15 protein-coding genes are annotated in these 13,754 nt (G+C 70.6%); 6 read left to right on the top strand and 9 right to left on the bottom strand.

The window, feature by feature from the left end; genetic code table 11:
* Positions 1-241 precede the first annotated feature (241 nt).
* Positions 242-715 carry an SRPBCC family protein gene (locus EMA17_RS03060; protein ID WP_126635270.1) on the bottom strand — a complete coding sequence of 158 codons (474 nt, stop codon included), beginning with the start codon at positions 713-715 and terminating at the stop codon, positions 242-244.
* A gap of 279 nt (positions 716-994) precedes the next feature.
* Here EMA17_RS03060 and EMA17_RS03055 point away from each other — a divergent pair, with 279 nt between their 5' ends.
* Together EMA17_RS03055 and EMA17_RS03050 are read left to right on the top strand one after the other, a co-directional pair.
* On the top strand, positions 995-1,543 hold the full coding sequence (locus tag EMA17_RS03055; RefSeq protein WP_126635269.1) for a hypothetical protein: 549 nt from the start codon (positions 995-997) through the stop codon (positions 1,541-1,543).
* Between the two features lie 96 nt (positions 1,544-1,639).
* On the top strand, positions 1,640-3,433 hold the full coding sequence (locus EMA17_RS03050) for a helix-turn-helix domain-containing protein (RefSeq protein ID WP_126635268.1): 1,794 nt from the start codon (positions 1,640-1,642) through the stop codon (positions 3,431-3,433).
* Positions 3,434-3,479: 46 nt separating this feature from the next.
* Here the strand turns inward: EMA17_RS03050 and EMA17_RS03045 are convergent, their stop codons facing one another.
* Positions 3,480-3,944 carry a hypothetical protein gene (locus tag EMA17_RS03045; RefSeq protein WP_126635267.1) on the bottom strand — a complete coding sequence of 155 codons (465 nt, stop codon included), beginning with the start codon at positions 3,942-3,944 and terminating at the stop codon, positions 3,480-3,482.
* A gap of 260 nt (positions 3,945-4,204) precedes the next feature.
* On the opposite strand from EMA17_RS03045, the gene EMA17_RS51585 reads away from it, so the two are divergent.
* Positions 4,205-4,585, top strand: a complete 381-nt coding sequence (locus EMA17_RS51585; protein WP_160161292.1) for a hypothetical protein — start codon at positions 4,205-4,207, stop codon at positions 4,583-4,585.
* 289 nt (positions 4,586-4,874) lie between these two features.
* Here the strand turns inward: EMA17_RS51585 and EMA17_RS03035 are convergent, their stop codons facing one another.
* Positions 4,875-6,494: an acetolactate synthase large subunit gene (locus EMA17_RS03035; protein ID WP_218042607.1), complete on the bottom strand. Its 1,620-nt coding sequence runs from the start codon at positions 6,492-6,494 to the stop codon at positions 4,875-4,877.
* A gap of 183 nt (positions 6,495-6,677) precedes the next feature.
* On the opposite strand from EMA17_RS03035, the gene EMA17_RS03030 reads away from it, so the two are divergent.
* Positions 6,678-7,226: a helix-turn-helix domain-containing protein gene (locus EMA17_RS03030; protein ID WP_126635265.1), complete on the top strand. Its 549-nt coding sequence runs from the start codon at positions 6,678-6,680 to the stop codon at positions 7,224-7,226.
* Positions 7,227-7,248: 22 nt separating this feature from the next.
* Here the strand turns inward: EMA17_RS03030 and EMA17_RS03025 are convergent, their stop codons facing one another.
* Positions 7,249-8,070, bottom strand: a complete 822-nt coding sequence (locus EMA17_RS03025) for an amidohydrolase family protein (RefSeq protein ID WP_246126403.1) — start codon at positions 8,068-8,070, stop codon at positions 7,249-7,251.
* Positions 8,071-8,412: 342 nt separating this feature from the next.
* On the opposite strand from EMA17_RS03025, the gene EMA17_RS03020 reads away from it, so the two are divergent.
* Complete coding sequence (locus EMA17_RS03020) at positions 8,413-9,141, top strand: TetR/AcrR family transcriptional regulator (RefSeq protein WP_126635264.1); 729 nt, start codon at positions 8,413-8,415, stop codon at positions 9,139-9,141.
* A gap of 17 nt (positions 9,142-9,158) precedes the next feature.
* On the opposite strand, the gene EMA17_RS03015 is transcribed toward EMA17_RS03020, so the two are convergent.
* On the bottom strand, positions 9,159-9,638 hold the full coding sequence (locus EMA17_RS03015; RefSeq protein WP_126635263.1) for a CGNR zinc finger domain-containing protein: 480 nt from the start codon (positions 9,636-9,638) through the stop codon (positions 9,159-9,161).
* A 104-nt stretch (positions 9,639-9,742) separates the two neighbouring features.
* Here EMA17_RS03015 and EMA17_RS03010 point away from each other — a divergent pair, with 104 nt between their 5' ends.
* Complete coding sequence (locus tag EMA17_RS03010; protein WP_126635262.1) at positions 9,743-10,609, top strand: alpha/beta fold hydrolase; 867 nt, start codon at positions 9,743-9,745, stop codon at positions 10,607-10,609.
* A 100-nt stretch (positions 10,610-10,709) separates the two neighbouring features.
* Here the strand turns inward: EMA17_RS03010 and fabG are convergent, their stop codons facing one another.
* From fabG to EMA17_RS02990, 4 genes are all read right to left on the bottom strand, one after another.
* A complete protein-coding gene (fabG, locus tag EMA17_RS03005; protein WP_170222089.1) occupies positions 10,710-11,498 on the bottom strand; it encodes a 3-oxoacyl-ACP reductase FabG in 789 nt (262 codons plus the stop codon).
* A gap of 48 nt (positions 11,499-11,546) precedes the next feature.
* Positions 11,547-12,608: a phosphotransferase enzyme family protein gene (locus EMA17_RS03000; RefSeq protein WP_126635261.1), complete on the bottom strand. Its 1,062-nt coding sequence runs from the start codon at positions 12,606-12,608 to the stop codon at positions 11,547-11,549.
* Positions 12,609-12,688: 80 nt separating this feature from the next.
* The gene (locus tag EMA17_RS02995) at positions 12,689-13,447 is read right to left on the bottom strand and encodes a microcompartment protein (protein WP_126635260.1); all 759 of its coding nucleotides are present in this window, start codon (positions 13,445-13,447) and stop codon (positions 12,689-12,691) included.
* 5 nt (positions 13,448-13,452) lie between these two features.
* Entirely contained in the window at positions 13,453-13,740 is a 288-nt protein-coding gene (locus tag EMA17_RS02990; RefSeq protein ID WP_126635259.1) for a BMC domain-containing protein, read from the bottom strand.
* Between the last annotated feature and the right edge of the window lie 14 nt (positions 13,741-13,754).

The raw sequence follows: 13,754 nt of genomic DNA, 5'->3' as shown, positions 1-13,754 counted from the left end.
CAAAGGTCCCGTGTGGAAGTGGCGGTGGCTGGAGGGGCCTTGCCGGAGCCACGGAGTCGGGGCCGGCGTCCGCTCCGGGGAGGCTGCTTTGTCGGCGGTCATGCTCCGAGGAAGCGTACGGTTTCCGCCATGTTCGTCCGGCCGGTGTCTCCGGCATCCGCGACGTGTGGTGGGGTCGCCTTCGGCGATGTGCCGTGCGACGGGCGGGGGTTCGGCCGTTGATCGGGGGGAGCCGGGTCGGTCAGGCGGGATGGTGGTCGGAGACGGCGCCGAGTTCGATGTCGAATTCCAGCAGGGCCTTCATGGCGCACAGGGCCGTGGCGAATCCGCCGACGGTGTCGTTCACCCAGCGCACGGCGTCATCCCCCGAGCCCTCGAAACCGGTCTCGGTGACCTCGACGAACGTGGCTCCTTCGGCGCGCGCGGTGAACCGCAACTCGACGGTGGTCGGCTGCCCGTAGTTGCCCCATTCGAACCGGATCAGTCGGGCCTCTCGAACCTCCTTGACCCGAACATCGGCCGAGGCACCGTACGTCTCCCACTCCCAGTGCAACTCGGCTCCCGCGACCATCGGCCCGCTGCTCCTGCTGTACCAGAACCGGGAGGTCACAGCCGGGTCGGCGAAGGCTCGGAACACCTCCTCGGCGGGTTTGCGAACGATCATGCAGGCGTACGCGGCAGGGGCGCGAGAGAGCGTGAGCTCAGGCGTTTCCATGCGGATAATCATGCACCACGGGCACCCCCGACTCCCGGATTCGGACCTGCTCCTCCAGGAACCCCACGGCGTTCGCGCTCGGTTCGAACCCGATCGGCTCGCCACCGGAAACACCGACGCCGGCGGGCCGCGACGCCCCGGGATCGCGGTGCCCGCCTTCGCCCGTTCGAGCGACCCGAGGGCGGGTCGCTCGGACGCCGGCGGGCGGATCGGTCACGCTCGGCCCGGACGGCCCTCGACGGTGCGGGCGTACGGACACAGAGAGCAGGGTGAGCGGAGATGACGCGCAACGGGTCGATTCGAGGGTTCGTCGGGCGATCGCTGACGGTGGGCTCCGCGCTGGTGGTACTGGCCGCCGGGTCGGCCTGTGCCATCACCTCTCCGGTGACGAAGCCGGCCCCCGCACAGGTCGCGGCCGCGGTCCGCCCGTCGAATTCCGACCTGGAGGTGATCCGGATCGACCCGTCCTCCGTCGCGCCGGGCAGCACCACCACGGTGCACGCCTTGATCGGCAACACCGGACCGGACCGGACGGCCTCACCGTTCACCGTGGTGATCACCCTGCCGGAGGGCGTGACGCCGGAGGGGCCGTTCTTCCCGGAGGACTGCACCGAGTTCCAGAACGGCCACCGAGTGCGCTGCGTCTTCCCCGCCGGCCTGCCGCGGTTCCGATCCGCCACGGCGGTCGTCCCGGTACGGATCGCCGACAGCGTCCCCATCGGCGACCTGACCGGCGGCTACGTCGCGGTCCGCAGTGAAGACGACCGGAACCCGGACAACAACAGGCAACCGTTCACGATCCACGTCGCGGAGACCGGCCGGGACTGACCCGGGAGCCGTCGGCGGACGAGGTCGGCGGCGAAGCCGGGGGCGTGTCGCCTGCTTTTTGCCATACTTGCCCGCGAGTCGGAGCAAACCACGGGGGTGGGACGCCTGGACAGGGCAGAGGCGGGCCGCGCGTTGGCGGACCGGTTGGCCGCGTTGAAGCGGCGCAGCGGACTGAGCTACCAGGAGTTGGGGCGGCGGGTCTTCGCCGGCAGTTCGTCGCTGCACCGGTACTGCAGCGGGCGGGCGGTGCCACCGGACTACGACGTGGTCGTCCGGCTCGCCAAGGAGTGCGGGGCGACGGCGGACGACGTGGCGGCGTTGCTGCGCGACTGGAGTATCGCGACCGGCCCGGACCCGAAGGACGAGACCGGCCCGAACGACGACGACGGCGCCGGCACGCAGCCGTCGTCGCCGGCGGAGTCGCCGCGTGAAGTGCCGGTCGGTGCCGCGACATCGATGCCGGCGCGGGACGCCGAGTCCGCGGCCGCGCCGGGAGTGCCCCGGGGGACCGTCCCCACCGGACGCCTTCGACGCCGCCGCCCGTTGGCCCGCCGGCTCGCGGTCCTCGGCCTGGTTCTGATCGTCCTCGCGACGGCCTCCGACACCGCTTCGAGTGGGCCCGGCCATCCGACCGCCGTCAAGCCGATCGACGCGGTCGGCTGGACCCGGACCCCCGAAGCGGTCGGCCCCGAGTTGTTCGGCGTCACCATGAACAGCTCCTCGGGCGCGATGCCGTCGTTCCGGGTCGGTGCTTTACGGCTGTGGGACAGTGAGACCCGCTGGGCGCAACTGGAGCCCCGGCGCGGCGAATTCGACTGGTCGGCCCTCGACCGGCTGCTCGACGGGGCGGACCGGCAGGGTCTCGACACGCTCTTCGTCTTCGGCGGTACACCGGCCTGGGCCGCACCCGACGCCCGCAAGGCGCCGTACCCCGACGGCTCGCGTGCCGCAGCGCCCGACGACCCGGCGGACTGGGACGACTTCGTGCGCTCCCTCGTTCGGCACGCCGGTGATCGGATCGACGCCTACGAGCTGTGGGTGGCCGCCAACCACCCCCACCACTACAACGGCAGTGTCGAGTCGTTGGTGGAGATGACCCGCCGGGCGAGCGCCGTCATCCGCGCCGAGGACCCCGGCGCGACGCTGGTGTGTCCGTCGGTGACCGAGTTGTGGAAGACCGAGTCGCACGACTTCCTGCTGCGGTTCGCCGCGGCGGGCGGCTACCAGTACTGCGACGCGGCGGGTGTCAAGCTCTACCAGCGGCGGGTCACCGACCCGCCCGAGACCATGCTCGAGGCCGTCCGCGGCGTCGACCGGACCTTCCAGCGGGCCGGCTACCACCTGCCCCTGTGGAACACCGGCACCACGCAGACACTGCCGCTCGACGATCCTCTCGACGAGGACACCGCCGCCGACCACGCGGTGCGCTTCTACCTGACCGGGCTGTACGCCCGCAACCGCGACCTGCGACGCATGTACTTCTACGCGTGGGGCAACGGCAAGATCCCCATGGTCCTGCAGGCCGAGGGACAACCGCCCACCAAAGCCGGACTGTTCACCGCCCGCCTCCAACAGTGGCTCGCCCACGCCAGGGTCGACGCGTGCGGCCACGGCCGGGGGGTCGGCCTTCCCGAGAACGTGTGGCAGTGCGAGTTCCTCGTCCCCGACGAGCTCGGCGCGTCGCGCCGAGCCCGCATCGTGTGGACGCACGAGGGCACCGCCGACATCCCGATCGGGCGCCGCGAGAACCGGATCCTGTTCCTCGACGGCACCGCCCGGGACGTCGACGCCCACGACACCCAGCGGGTCTCCGGACGGCCGATCCTCGTCGAGTCCCGATCGGGCGGCGAGACCGACCGTCGAACTCACGACGTGTCGGGAACGCGGTGACGATGATCGGCATCGCGCGTCGGCCCGCCTGCGGCGCCGCGCCGAACTACCCCATGACCTCGCAGTACGGCGTCTGGAACGAGCTCACGTCCTTGCACACGGCAGTGGCCGTGTTGCTGATTTTGGTCCACATGCCCCGCTCGTGATAGCTCTGCGTGATGCCCCCGTTGAACGTCACGTGATAGCCGGTGTTGGGAAAGGTAAAGGCATCGACGTCTTTTCCGTCGTGAAGTCGGCCTCCGACACCCTTTCCGGGATTCAGGCCCTGTTGTTGACAGCTCACGGTCCGCTGTCCCCCGGGGAAGTTCCATACGTTGCAGCGATGGTCACCGCCGGTGTCCAGCTTGAGCGTGTAACTCATCGTGTCGCTCGCGGTGTTGTTGTCCACTCGCCCGCAGGGCCCGACAGGGCCGCAGCCGCCCGCGCTTGCGGGACCGGACGCGAAGGCCACGGCACCGACCGCCATCACCATCGCCGCCGCGGTACCGGTCGTCTTCTTACGGAGCCTCATGGTGTGATCCCACCTCTCACGCCGTCTCGGGTGGCGTGTCCCCCCGGCGACCACGGGTGTGATCGCCGGTTCGACTCTCGCTCGGAGGTGACGACTCCGTGAAGGCCGCGTGCGTCCCACGTCGGCCGTGGGATGCCTCCCACCTCCTGACCTGGTGCCGAACGGGAAGGCTGGGACGTCCACGGAATGCCGGGGTGTTCGGGAGATGTGGCGTGGCTCGGTGGCTGTTCATGGGGTGCGTTCGCCCGGATACTGTGGCGATGACGATGACGAACAACAACGATGTCGTTCTCGGCGGTGGACTGCCCCTCGGGGAGCGCGTCGGGCAACTCGTCGAGGCGTGGATCCGAGACGGTCGGGGTCGAGACCACCTGGTGACCGGCAAGGCGTTCTTCGTCGTCTACTCCTGGTATCTCCGGCACTGGGCCGAACACGACCCGATGTGGGGGGAGTTCGTGGCCGTCTCCTACGACTTCCTGGGCGGCGACCACGGCTGGGAAACCATGCTGCGCGAGCGCGCCGTGTGCCATACCTGCGACGACACATACCGCTTGGAGAACATCGGCGTGTGCACCGGATGCATGCGGTACAGCTGCTACGCCTGCGATCCCCACGGATCCTGTGCGGGCGAGATCGTCTGACCCACGTCGAATCGTCGGGACACACGTCCGAACGGACCCGTCAGCGGCAGCGAAGTGCCGGGTCGAGCAGGGCGGGTGGGATGTCGTTCTTTTCGTGTGCGGCCAGGTCCGTACCGGGAGCCGGGCCCTTGCTCTGGCATCGTGAGCAAACGGAACCCCGTCCCGTTCGACAATACGGAACGAGGTTCCGCTTAGTAAGTCCGGCAGCGGAGCGATCGACACGGCCCGAACCCTTCGGCGGAGGCGACCTCCCGGGGACCGGGCGTCGGAGCCGCGACGACCTGTGGGCTCAGCCGCCGTGCGGCAGCAGCACGGCCTCGATCAGGTGCGGGCCGGGTTCGGACAGCGCCCGCCGGAACTGCCGGGCCAGGTCCTCGGCCGTCCCGGCCCGCTCGGCGGGCACGCCCATGCCGTGCGCGAGGGAGACGAAGTCCAGGTCCGGACGGGACAGGTCGAAGAGTTGGGCGGAGGCCTCGGCGGTGGCACCGACGCGCTCCAGTTCCGCGCGCAGGATCGCGTAGGAGCTGTTGTTGAGGATCACGGTCGTGATGTCGAGGTGTTCGCGGGCGTGGCTCCACAGCGCGGACAGGGTGTACATGGCGCTGCCGTCGGCCTGGAGGCAGATCACGGGACGGTCGGGGCAGGCGATCGCGGCGCCGGTGGCCGACGGCAGTCCCTGGCCGATCGACAGACCGGTCAACCCGAGCACGTCGTGGGGCGGCGAACCGGCGGTGGCCGCGTGCAGGGTGGCCATGCCCGCCGTGATGGACTCGTCGCAGACGATGGCCTCCTCGGGCAGCAGGGCGCCGATGACCGCCGCCCAGTTGTCGACGGTCAACGCGCCGCGCGGCAGGGGCGGCGGGGCCGACGGGGCCAGGAGCGGCTCGGTGTGCGGCGCGACATGGTCGGCCAGCATGTCCAGGGCGAGTACGGTGTCGGCGCCTTCGTCCTCGGCGAGGACGTGCACCCGGGTGTCGGGGGGCGTCGGCAGGCTGCTGCGGTCCGGATAGGCGAACGAGGTCACCGGCGTACGGGCGCCGCAGAGGATGAGGTGATGTGCGTCGCGGAGTTGGGCGGTGATCTGTTCGCCTCGGTACGCCAGCGGCTCGACGTGTGGCACCCCGGCGCCTCGGCGTTGCCGGGCGGCCCAGTTCCGTGCGAGCAGTCGTGCGCCCGTGGCGCGCTCGATCCGGCTCGCCGCGCGCAGTCCCTGCTCGCTCAACGCCGGGCCGTCCAGGAGGAGCACGCACGATTCACCCGAGCGCAGCAGCTTCGCTATGGACCGCACGTGCTGTTCGGACGGCGCGGCGGGCGCGGGTATCTTCACCGGTCGCGCCGACCGGCCACCCGTCGACCAGGACAGGTCCGCCGGGACGATGAGGGTCGAGACGGACCCGGACGTACCGTTACGGGACGGGTCCCGCCCGCCCTCCCCCGCGGCGCCCGAGGTCAGCGTCGCCGCGACCGCCTCCGCCGCGTCCGTACCGAGGTCCTCGATGGACGCGGAACGCCGTACCCAGCCGGAGACCGTGCCGGCGAGCGCGTCGATGTTCGATTCCAGCAGGGAATCCAGCGCCTTGTGGCCGAGGGCGTGATCGCCCACGACGTTCACGACCGGGGTGTTCGCACGTCGGGCGTTGTGCAGATTCGCCAGTCCGTTGGCCAGCCCCGGTCCGAGGTGCAGGAGCGTCGCGGCCGGATGCCCGGTCATGCGTCCGTATCCGTCGGCCGCGCCGGTGGCGACCCCCTCGAACAGGCACAACACCCCCCGCATCTGCGGGAGCGTGTCGAGTGCGGCCACGAAGTGCATCTCGGATGTACCGGGGTTGGCGAAGCAGACCCGTACGTCGCTGTCCACCAACGTGCGCACCAACGCGTGCGCCCCGGTCGTCCCTGGCATCGTTTGCATCGTTGCTCCTTTCCGCGTCCATCGATCGTGTGTGCCGAACGCCGGCCGGCCGTGCCGAACACACATGATCACTGTACATTTTTCCGTCCGAACGTTCGCCACAGCAAACGACAGGTGTCACGGCGCCGGGCCACGCCGGCGCCGGACCCGCACGTTCCCCTACCCATCCCTGGAGTCGTCCTCATGGCATCACCCGTCGCGGCCATTTCGGCCGCGGTTCGCAGCGAGCGACAGCGCAGAGGGCTGTCGCTGAGCGAGCTCGCCCGCCTCGCGGGCCTGAGCAAGGCCACCGTGTCGCAACTGGAGGCCGGTACCGGCAATCCGGGAGTGGAGACCGTATGGGCGCTCAGCGTGGCGCTCGGTGTCCCGTTCAGTCGGCTCGTCACCCCGCCGCGGCCCGCCATCCGCATCCTGCGAGCCGACGAGGGAAGCCCCACCCAGGCGGAGGAATCGCACTACACGGCCACACTGCTCGCCTCCTGCGCGCCGGACGCGCAGTGCGACATCTACCGGATCCACGCCGAGCCCGGCAGGGCCCGACGGTCCGCCCCCCACCTGCCCGGAACCGTCGAGCACGTCGTCATCACCGCCGGACGCGCCTCGGCGGGACCTCTCGACCAGGCCGTCGAGCTCGACGTCGGGGATTACGTGAGCTATCGCGGCGACATTCCGCACGTCTTCCAGGCGCTGGAACCGGGAACCATCGCCGTCTTCGTCCTGGAACAGAACTGAACGAGATCACCCGGCCGGCGGTTCAGGCCGACGGGCGCCGGGCGCGAGCGGTGAGGCGTTCCCAGTTGCGGTGGCCGATGTCGGCCTTCTGCTCGTCGGTGAAGGGCGAGTTCTCCAGGAAGGAGCGGGCTCGACCGTCGCTGGTGTCGACGTAGGGGAAGCCGGCGGGGCGGAAGCCGTAGGTGAAGGGGTAGTCGGTGGAGTACAACATCCGGTCGGTGCCCATCACCTCGGCGGTCCAGCGCAGGTAGCGGGGGCTGTTGGTGCCGCTGCCCGCGACCCAGAAGTTCCGCGTGAAGTAGTCGGCGAGGGGCTGCCGCAGACCGCCCGCCTCGGCGAAGAAGCCGGTGTGGTCGAGGTAGAACAGGACGACCTCGCCCCAGTGTCCGGCGATCACCTGCAGGTCGGGGAACCGGTCGAAGACACCCGAGAAGATCATGCGCAGGTACTGGACGCCGAGGTCGTAGTACCAGCCGAGTCCGGCTCCGGCCAGCACGGGACCCATGGGTTCCGGGAGGTCGGAGTAGTAGGCGTCGACGACGGACGCGACCGGCGTCTGCGGGTGGAAGTGCAACGGCACGGCCAGTCGCTCGGCGGTCGCGTACAGCTCGTCGTTGTCCGGGTGGTCGGCCGGCTTGTCCCCGGTGCGGCCGTACAGCATGGCTCCGGGAAAACCCAGTTCGCACACGGCGCGCTCCAGCTCGGCCGCGGCCGCGGCCGGGGACTGGGTGGGTATCGCGGCGAACGCCTGGAAGCGGTCGGGCCGGGCGGCGACGATCGCGGCGAGCTGGTCGTTGGCGTCGCGGGCCACCGCGACGGCGTCGGCTTCCGGCAGGTCCTGCACGCCCGGCGACGACGGGACAGCACCGCGACGTCGATGCCCTGGTCGTCCATGTGCGCCAGTCGCCGCTCGCCGACCTCGCGCAGGTTCTTCGCGACGGGGCTGTCCCCGAAGCCGCGCGAGAAGATCCGCGGCGATCCGGCCCGCAGGTACGCCTCGTGGACGGCCGGTACGACGACGGTCTCTTCCACTCCGATGATCCGCAGACGGTCGGACATGACGGCTCTCCTCCGATGATGTTTCCAATGGAACATCATCCAAGCTACCACCGATAATATCGACGCTAACGTGATCGGTGTATCGATGATATTAACGCCGAGATCCCAACAGCGTTATCGTTGCTTCATGCCTGTCGAACCGACCCGTACGCGGCCTGCCGAGGAGCCCGGCGGCGACGCGCGCGAGCAGACGCGCCGCCGAGTCGTCGACGCCGCGATCGACCTGCTGGAGCGCGGCGGCCGCGATGCGGTCACCACCCGGGCGGTCGCCGACGCCGCCGGGCTGCAACCCCCCGCCCTGTACCGCCTGTTCGGCGACAAGGAAGGGCTGCTGGACGCGGTGGCCGAGTACGGGTTCACCCGGTTCCTGGCCGCCAAGCGGCGGATCGATCCCGCCCCGGAGGATCCGGTCGGGGAACTGTGCGACGGCTGGGACGTGGTGGTCGGGTTCGGACTGGCCAATCCCGCGCTGTACACCCTGATGTACGGCGAACCCACCCGCTCCACCGCCGTCTTCCGGATCGGCTTCGAACACCTCAAGGGCCGCATCCGCCGCATCGCCGCCGCGGGCCTGTTGCGCGTGGACGAGGGCCTCGCGGCCCAGATCGTCCACGCCACCGCCGGCGGCGCCGTCCTGACCTGGCTGTCCGTACCCGAGTCCGAGCGCGACCCCGCGCTCCTCGTCGCGTTGCGCGAAGCGATGATCACCACCGTCACCACCCGGGAACCGGCCGTGCGGGAACCGGGGCCGGCCGGCGCCGCCCGCGCCCTGCGCGCGGCACTGCCCGCCCAGAGCGTGCTCAGCGACGCCGAACGACAACTCCTGACGGAATGGCTGCGACGACTGTCGGGATGACCGCTCGGTCGACCGCGTCAGCGGGTGCGTTCGTAGTGGCGGCGTGCCTTTTCCCGATTGCCGCAGACGGCCATGGAGCACCAGCGGGCGCGGTTGGCGCGGCTGCGGTCGAGCAGGAACAACCGGCATTCGTCGTTGGCGCAGGGGCGTAGCCGGCCGGGCAGTTGTTTCTCGGTGGCGGCCCAGGCGAGCACCGCCTCGACGGCCGGCCGGGCGTGCGGCGGAGTCTCGAGCGCCCACCGGAGGCCGTCCGAAGTGAGCTCCGGGATCCGCCGCACCCCTTCGAGCAGCGGACTCAGTGCGGTGGGCGGGCGTTTGCCGCGCACCACGTCCTGCAGGACGTCCCGCGCCTCGCGCAGCAGCGCCAGTTCCGCGAGGCTGCCGTCGCCGCCGCGCTCCCGCGCCCAGCGTCCGCCTTCGGCCGGGTCGCCGAGCGCGTCCTGTTCCTCGCCGTCGACCAGCGGCCTGCTGTTGAGCAGGTCCAGCAGCGTGTCCATCGGGTGCCACTCTCTCTAACCGGATCGGATCGTTTGACAGGTTAGCTCATCCCATGTTCGCATGGAGAAGAACTAACCAGATCAAGCTTTCAAAGAGGTTAGACATGCACTCGGTGCACCACCGGACGGCCACCGTCGACGGCCACGAGATCTTCTACCGCGAGGCCGGCCCCGCCGACGCCCCCGCGATCGTCCTGCTGCACGGCTACCCGACCAGCTCGTTCATGTTCCGCGGACTCATCCCGCTGCTGGCCGACGACTACCACGTCATCGCGCCGGACCACCTCGGCTTCGGGCTCTCCGACGCGCCCCGTGTGGAGGACTTCACCTACACGTTCGACGCCCTCGCCGAAATCACCTCGGGGCTGCTCGACCGGCTGGGCCTGGAGCGCTACGCCCTCTACGTCCAGGACTACGGCGCCCCCATCGGGTGGCGCCTCGCGCTCGCACACCCCGAACGGATCTCCGCCGTCGTCACCCAGAACGGCAACGGCTACGAGGACGGTTTCGTCGAGTCGTTCTGGACCGACGTCTGGGCCTACGGGGCGAACCCCGGCCCCGACACCGAGCCCGCCGTCCGCGCCGCGCTGAGCGTCGAGGCCATCCGTTGGCAGTACGTGCACGGCGTGCCCGACCCGAGCCTGGTCAGCCCGGACACCTGGGAGCACGACTTCGCCCTCGTCTCCCGCGAGGGCAACGACGAGATCCAGCTGGCGCTGTTCCGCGACTACCGAAACAACCGCCCGCTCTACCCGCCGCTGCACGAACTCCTGCGGGCCGGCGAGGTTCCGGTGCTCGCCGTGTGGGGCCGCAACGACGAGATCTTCGGCCCGGCGGGCGCGCGGGCCTTCGCCCGCGACGCGGAGGACGCGGAAGTGCACCTGATCGACGGCGGCCACTTCCTGCTGGAGAGCCACCTGGACGTCGTCGCGGGCCACGTGCGCGACTTCCTCGGTCGGGTGCCGGGGTAGGAAGCGGGTCGCCGGAGGTGGGGCCGGCGGTCGAACGACGGATCCTCGCGGCGGGGCCGGCCCGGACGGGCAGGTCGACCCCGCCGCCGAGGTGGAGGCGTCAGGCGCCGGGGGAGGTGATCGCGTCCAGTGACTCGGCCAGTACCTGGCCGCCGTCGACGATCAGACCCTGGCCGGTGATGAACCCGGCGTGTTCGGAGGCGAGGAACAGCGCCGCGTGGCCGATCTCCTCGCTCGTCGCGAGCCTGCCCATCGGAATGGACCGGGCCATGCCGCGGACGTACTCGGCGCCGAGGTCCACCACGCCCTCGGTGAGCACGTTGCCGGGCAACAGGGCGTTGATCGTGATGCCGTGGGGGGCCAGTTCCAGGGCCGCGGCCCGCACGAAGCCCATTTGTCCGGCCTTGCTGGCCGCGTAGTGGCTCCAGCCGGGGTAGCCGGTGACGGGGCCGGTGATGGACGCGGTGACCACGACGCGAGCGTGCGCACTGCGCCGCAGAGCGGGCAGGAAGGCCGTCACGGTGAGCATGGTGCCGCGCAGGTTGACGTTGAAGACCTCGTCGATGCGCTCTGCGGTGAGCTCGCTCAGCGGAGTGCTGGGGAAGATGCCCGCGTTGCAGCAGACGACGTCGACGCCGCCCAGCACCTCGACCGCCTCGTCGGCGAGACGCGTGATCGCCGTCGGGTCGCCGACGTCCGCCGCGATGCCGGTGACCTTCCCGCCCGTGGCGGAGAGTTCCGCCGCGGTCGCGTGGACGTCGGCGGCGTTGCGGCCGGTGATGACCACGTGGGCTCCGGAGCGGGCGAAGACGGCGGCGATTCCCTTGCCGATGCCCTTCGAGCCGCCGGTGACGACGACGCGGCGGCCGTCCATGGATGGGGGTGTCATGAATGCTCCAGTGCTGTTTCGGGTGGGGTCGGTCGGATGTGGGTCGGGTCAATGGCTGTTGGCCGACCGGCCACGCCACCATCGGTTCTGCTTGCCGAGGTATTCGTCCGCCAGTTCGGCGCTCACCTCTGTGAACCCCGCGCCCTTGGCCCGCGCGAGGTCGGTATCGGGGTGCGAGCCCAGCCAGGCGACCACCATCAGGCGTCTGAGCATGATGAAGGTTTGGATCTCGTTCTCGTCTTCGGTGGTGAGTGCGCGGACCCGGCGGTAGCCGGTGAGCCAACCGTCGATGAGATCGGGGACCTGCGGGGTCTCCTCGAGGAAGGTGAGGGCGGCGGCCAGATCGTAGAGGAACCAGCCCGAACCGCAGTCGTCGAAATCGATCACGGCGGTCCGGTCGCCGTGCACGAGAAGGTTGGCCAACCTGAGGTCGGCGTGGATCAACCCGAATCGACTCGGGCGGGTTCCGTATCGCGACAACCGCTGTCGGATGATCGCTTCCGTGTCCGCGAGTACCCGGCGCACCTCGCCGGTCGTGCCGGGCCCGTCCTGCCACCGTCCCCAGTGCGCGTGCGGGCCGAGCATCGCGGCGAGGTCCCACCGCATCCGCGTGAACCCGGCGGGAGGCGTCCACGTTTCGGCGTGCCGGTGCAGGCGCGCGGTGATCTCGCCCAGTCGTTCGAACTGCGGAGCGGGCACGTTCTCGTCCGGAGCGTCACCGGGGATCAGGTGGAAGAGGACGGCATGACGCCGCTGCCCGCCCGCGGTGAGCGGATCGACGCCGACGACGAGGCGGCCGTCCGAAGTGGGAATCGGCTCCGGGGTGGCGATCTCGGTGTCCTCGCGAAGCGCCGCGACCCAGGCCAGTTCGGACCGGATCTCGGCGGCCGTGTGGTAGTCGGGGCGGTGGACCCGCAGGATGCGCGGGGCCGTGCCCGCCTCGGCGTGGACACGATAGGTCGCGTTCTCCGAGAGGTTCAGCAGTTCGAGCGGGGTGTCGCGGCCGATGCCGTACGCGGGCAGGATGCGGCGTGCCAGCGAGTCGTACGGTTCATCGGCGACGGCACCGGGTGTGTCGTCGCGGTCGGGCTCGGGTCTTTCGGGGGACATGCCTTCTCCTGGGGGCGCGGGCAGCCGGAGGGTCGATGGAGTCGGGGGTCGGTGCAGCCGGCCGGACCGGACCCGTCGGTTCAGTGGTCACGTCCCTCGACGGCCGCCAGCGCCGCGTCGATCGCGTGGCGTGCGGTGGTGACGTCTTCCAGGGTGCCGCTGATGTAGACGCGGCCGGCGGCGCCGATCATCTGCACGTCGACCAGGGTGTTCTTCGGCGCCGCGCGTTCCGCCTCGTTCGCGGCGAGGGCCGCGTACAGCGCGGGGGTCATCTCCATCACCAGCAGCGTCTGGCCCGGCAGGATCATGGATGCCTGGCGGGTGCGGTTCAGGATGACCGCGTGCTGGTCGGTGACGTCCTCGATCACGTCGGTGTACAGCAGGCGGGGCTTGAGCTGGTCGGCCGGGCTGCGGCGGATCCCCGCCTGGATGGCGGCGCCGGCGCGCTCCAGATCATCGGTCTTCCCGGTGTGGAGTTCGAGGATGCCGAACTGGCGTTCCACGAAGAGCAGCCCGGGTTCCGCGGCGGGTACGGCCTTGAGCGCCAGGTCGATGACCCGCTCGATGGCCAGTCCGGGGGCCACTTCGATGATCAGGGCGTGGTCGCCTTCCAGGGGTGGATAGCCGCGGGCTCGCGTGGGGGTTCCCAAGTATGCGGCGAACTGTCGCTGCAGGCTGCGCAGGGTCAGGTATACCCGGAGTTCGGTCGCCGGCGCGGCGGGCTGCGGCGGGGCGGCGGGCGCGGCGGCGCGGTCCGGTGCGGGGGTGCGGTCTTGTGCGGCGGCGCGGGGGCGCCGCCGTGCGGCGCCCCCCGTCGGCTCGTCGGAGGTCGTGGTCATGGCGCTCAGCCCGTGGTGTTTCCGCCGCCGTTGAAGTGCCGGTTCACTTCGGGGTGGGGGCGGGGGATGACGTGGACGGAGACGAGTTCGCCGACCTGGGCGGCGGTGTCCGCGCCGGCGTCGGCGGCGGCCTTGACCGCTCCGACGTCGCCGTTGATGACGACCGCGACCAGGCCGTCGCCGACCTCCTCGCGACTGATGATGGTCACGTTCGCGGCCTTGACCATGGCGTCGGCGGCGGCGAACGCCGCGACGTAGCCGCGGGTTTCGATCATTCCGATGGCGTCGGACATGAGGGTCCCAACTT

It is taken from the genome of Embleya hyalina, from assembly GCF_003967355.1.
In the GTDB taxonomy this organism is placed as follows: Bacteria; Actinomycetota; Actinomycetes; order Streptomycetales; family Streptomycetaceae; genus Embleya; species Embleya hyalina.
The sequence above is the reverse complement of the archived record's forward strand: the minus strand, read 5'-3'. Positions and strand labels throughout refer to the sequence as shown.

Coding starts and splice junctions, on each gene's coding strand:
- EMA17_RS03060 (WP_126635270.1), bottom strand. CDS start 715: ATGGAAACGCCTGAGCTCACGCTCTCTCGCGCCCCTGCCGCGTACGCC.
- EMA17_RS03055 (WP_126635269.1), top strand. CDS start 995: ATGACGCGCAACGGGTCGATTCGAGGGTTCGTCGGGCGATCGCTGACG.
- EMA17_RS03045 (WP_126635267.1), bottom strand. CDS start 3,944: ATGAGGCTCCGTAAGAAGACGACCGGTACCGCGGCGGCGATGGTGATG.
- EMA17_RS51585 (WP_160161292.1), top strand. CDS start 4,205: ATGACGATGACGAACAACAACGATGTCGTTCTCGGCGGTGGACTGCCC.
- EMA17_RS03035 (WP_218042607.1), bottom strand. CDS start 6,494: ATGCAAACGATGCCAGGGACGACCGGGGCGCACGCGTTGGTGCGCACG.
- EMA17_RS03030 (WP_126635265.1), top strand. CDS start 6,678: ATGGCATCACCCGTCGCGGCCATTTCGGCCGCGGTTCGCAGCGAGCGA.
- EMA17_RS03020 (WP_126635264.1), top strand. CDS start 8,413: ATGCCTGTCGAACCGACCCGTACGCGGCCTGCCGAGGAGCCCGGCGGC.
- EMA17_RS03015 (WP_126635263.1), bottom strand. CDS start 9,638: ATGGACACGCTGCTGGACCTGCTCAACAGCAGGCCGCTGGTCGACGGC.
- EMA17_RS03010 (WP_126635262.1), top strand. CDS start 9,743: ATGCACTCGGTGCACCACCGGACGGCCACCGTCGACGGCCACGAGATC.
- fabG (WP_170222089.1), bottom strand. CDS start 11,498: ATGACACCCCCATCCATGGACGGCCGCCGCGTCGTCGTCACCGGCGGC.
- EMA17_RS03000 (WP_126635261.1), bottom strand. CDS start 12,608: ATGTCCCCCGAAAGACCCGAGCCCGACCGCGACGACACACCCGGTGCC.
- EMA17_RS02995 (WP_126635260.1), bottom strand. CDS start 13,447: ATGACCACGACCTCCGACGAGCCGACGGGGGGCGCCGCACGGCGGCGC.
- EMA17_RS02990 (WP_126635259.1), bottom strand. CDS start 13,740: ATGTCCGACGCCATCGGAATGATCGAAACCCGCGGCTACGTCGCGGCG.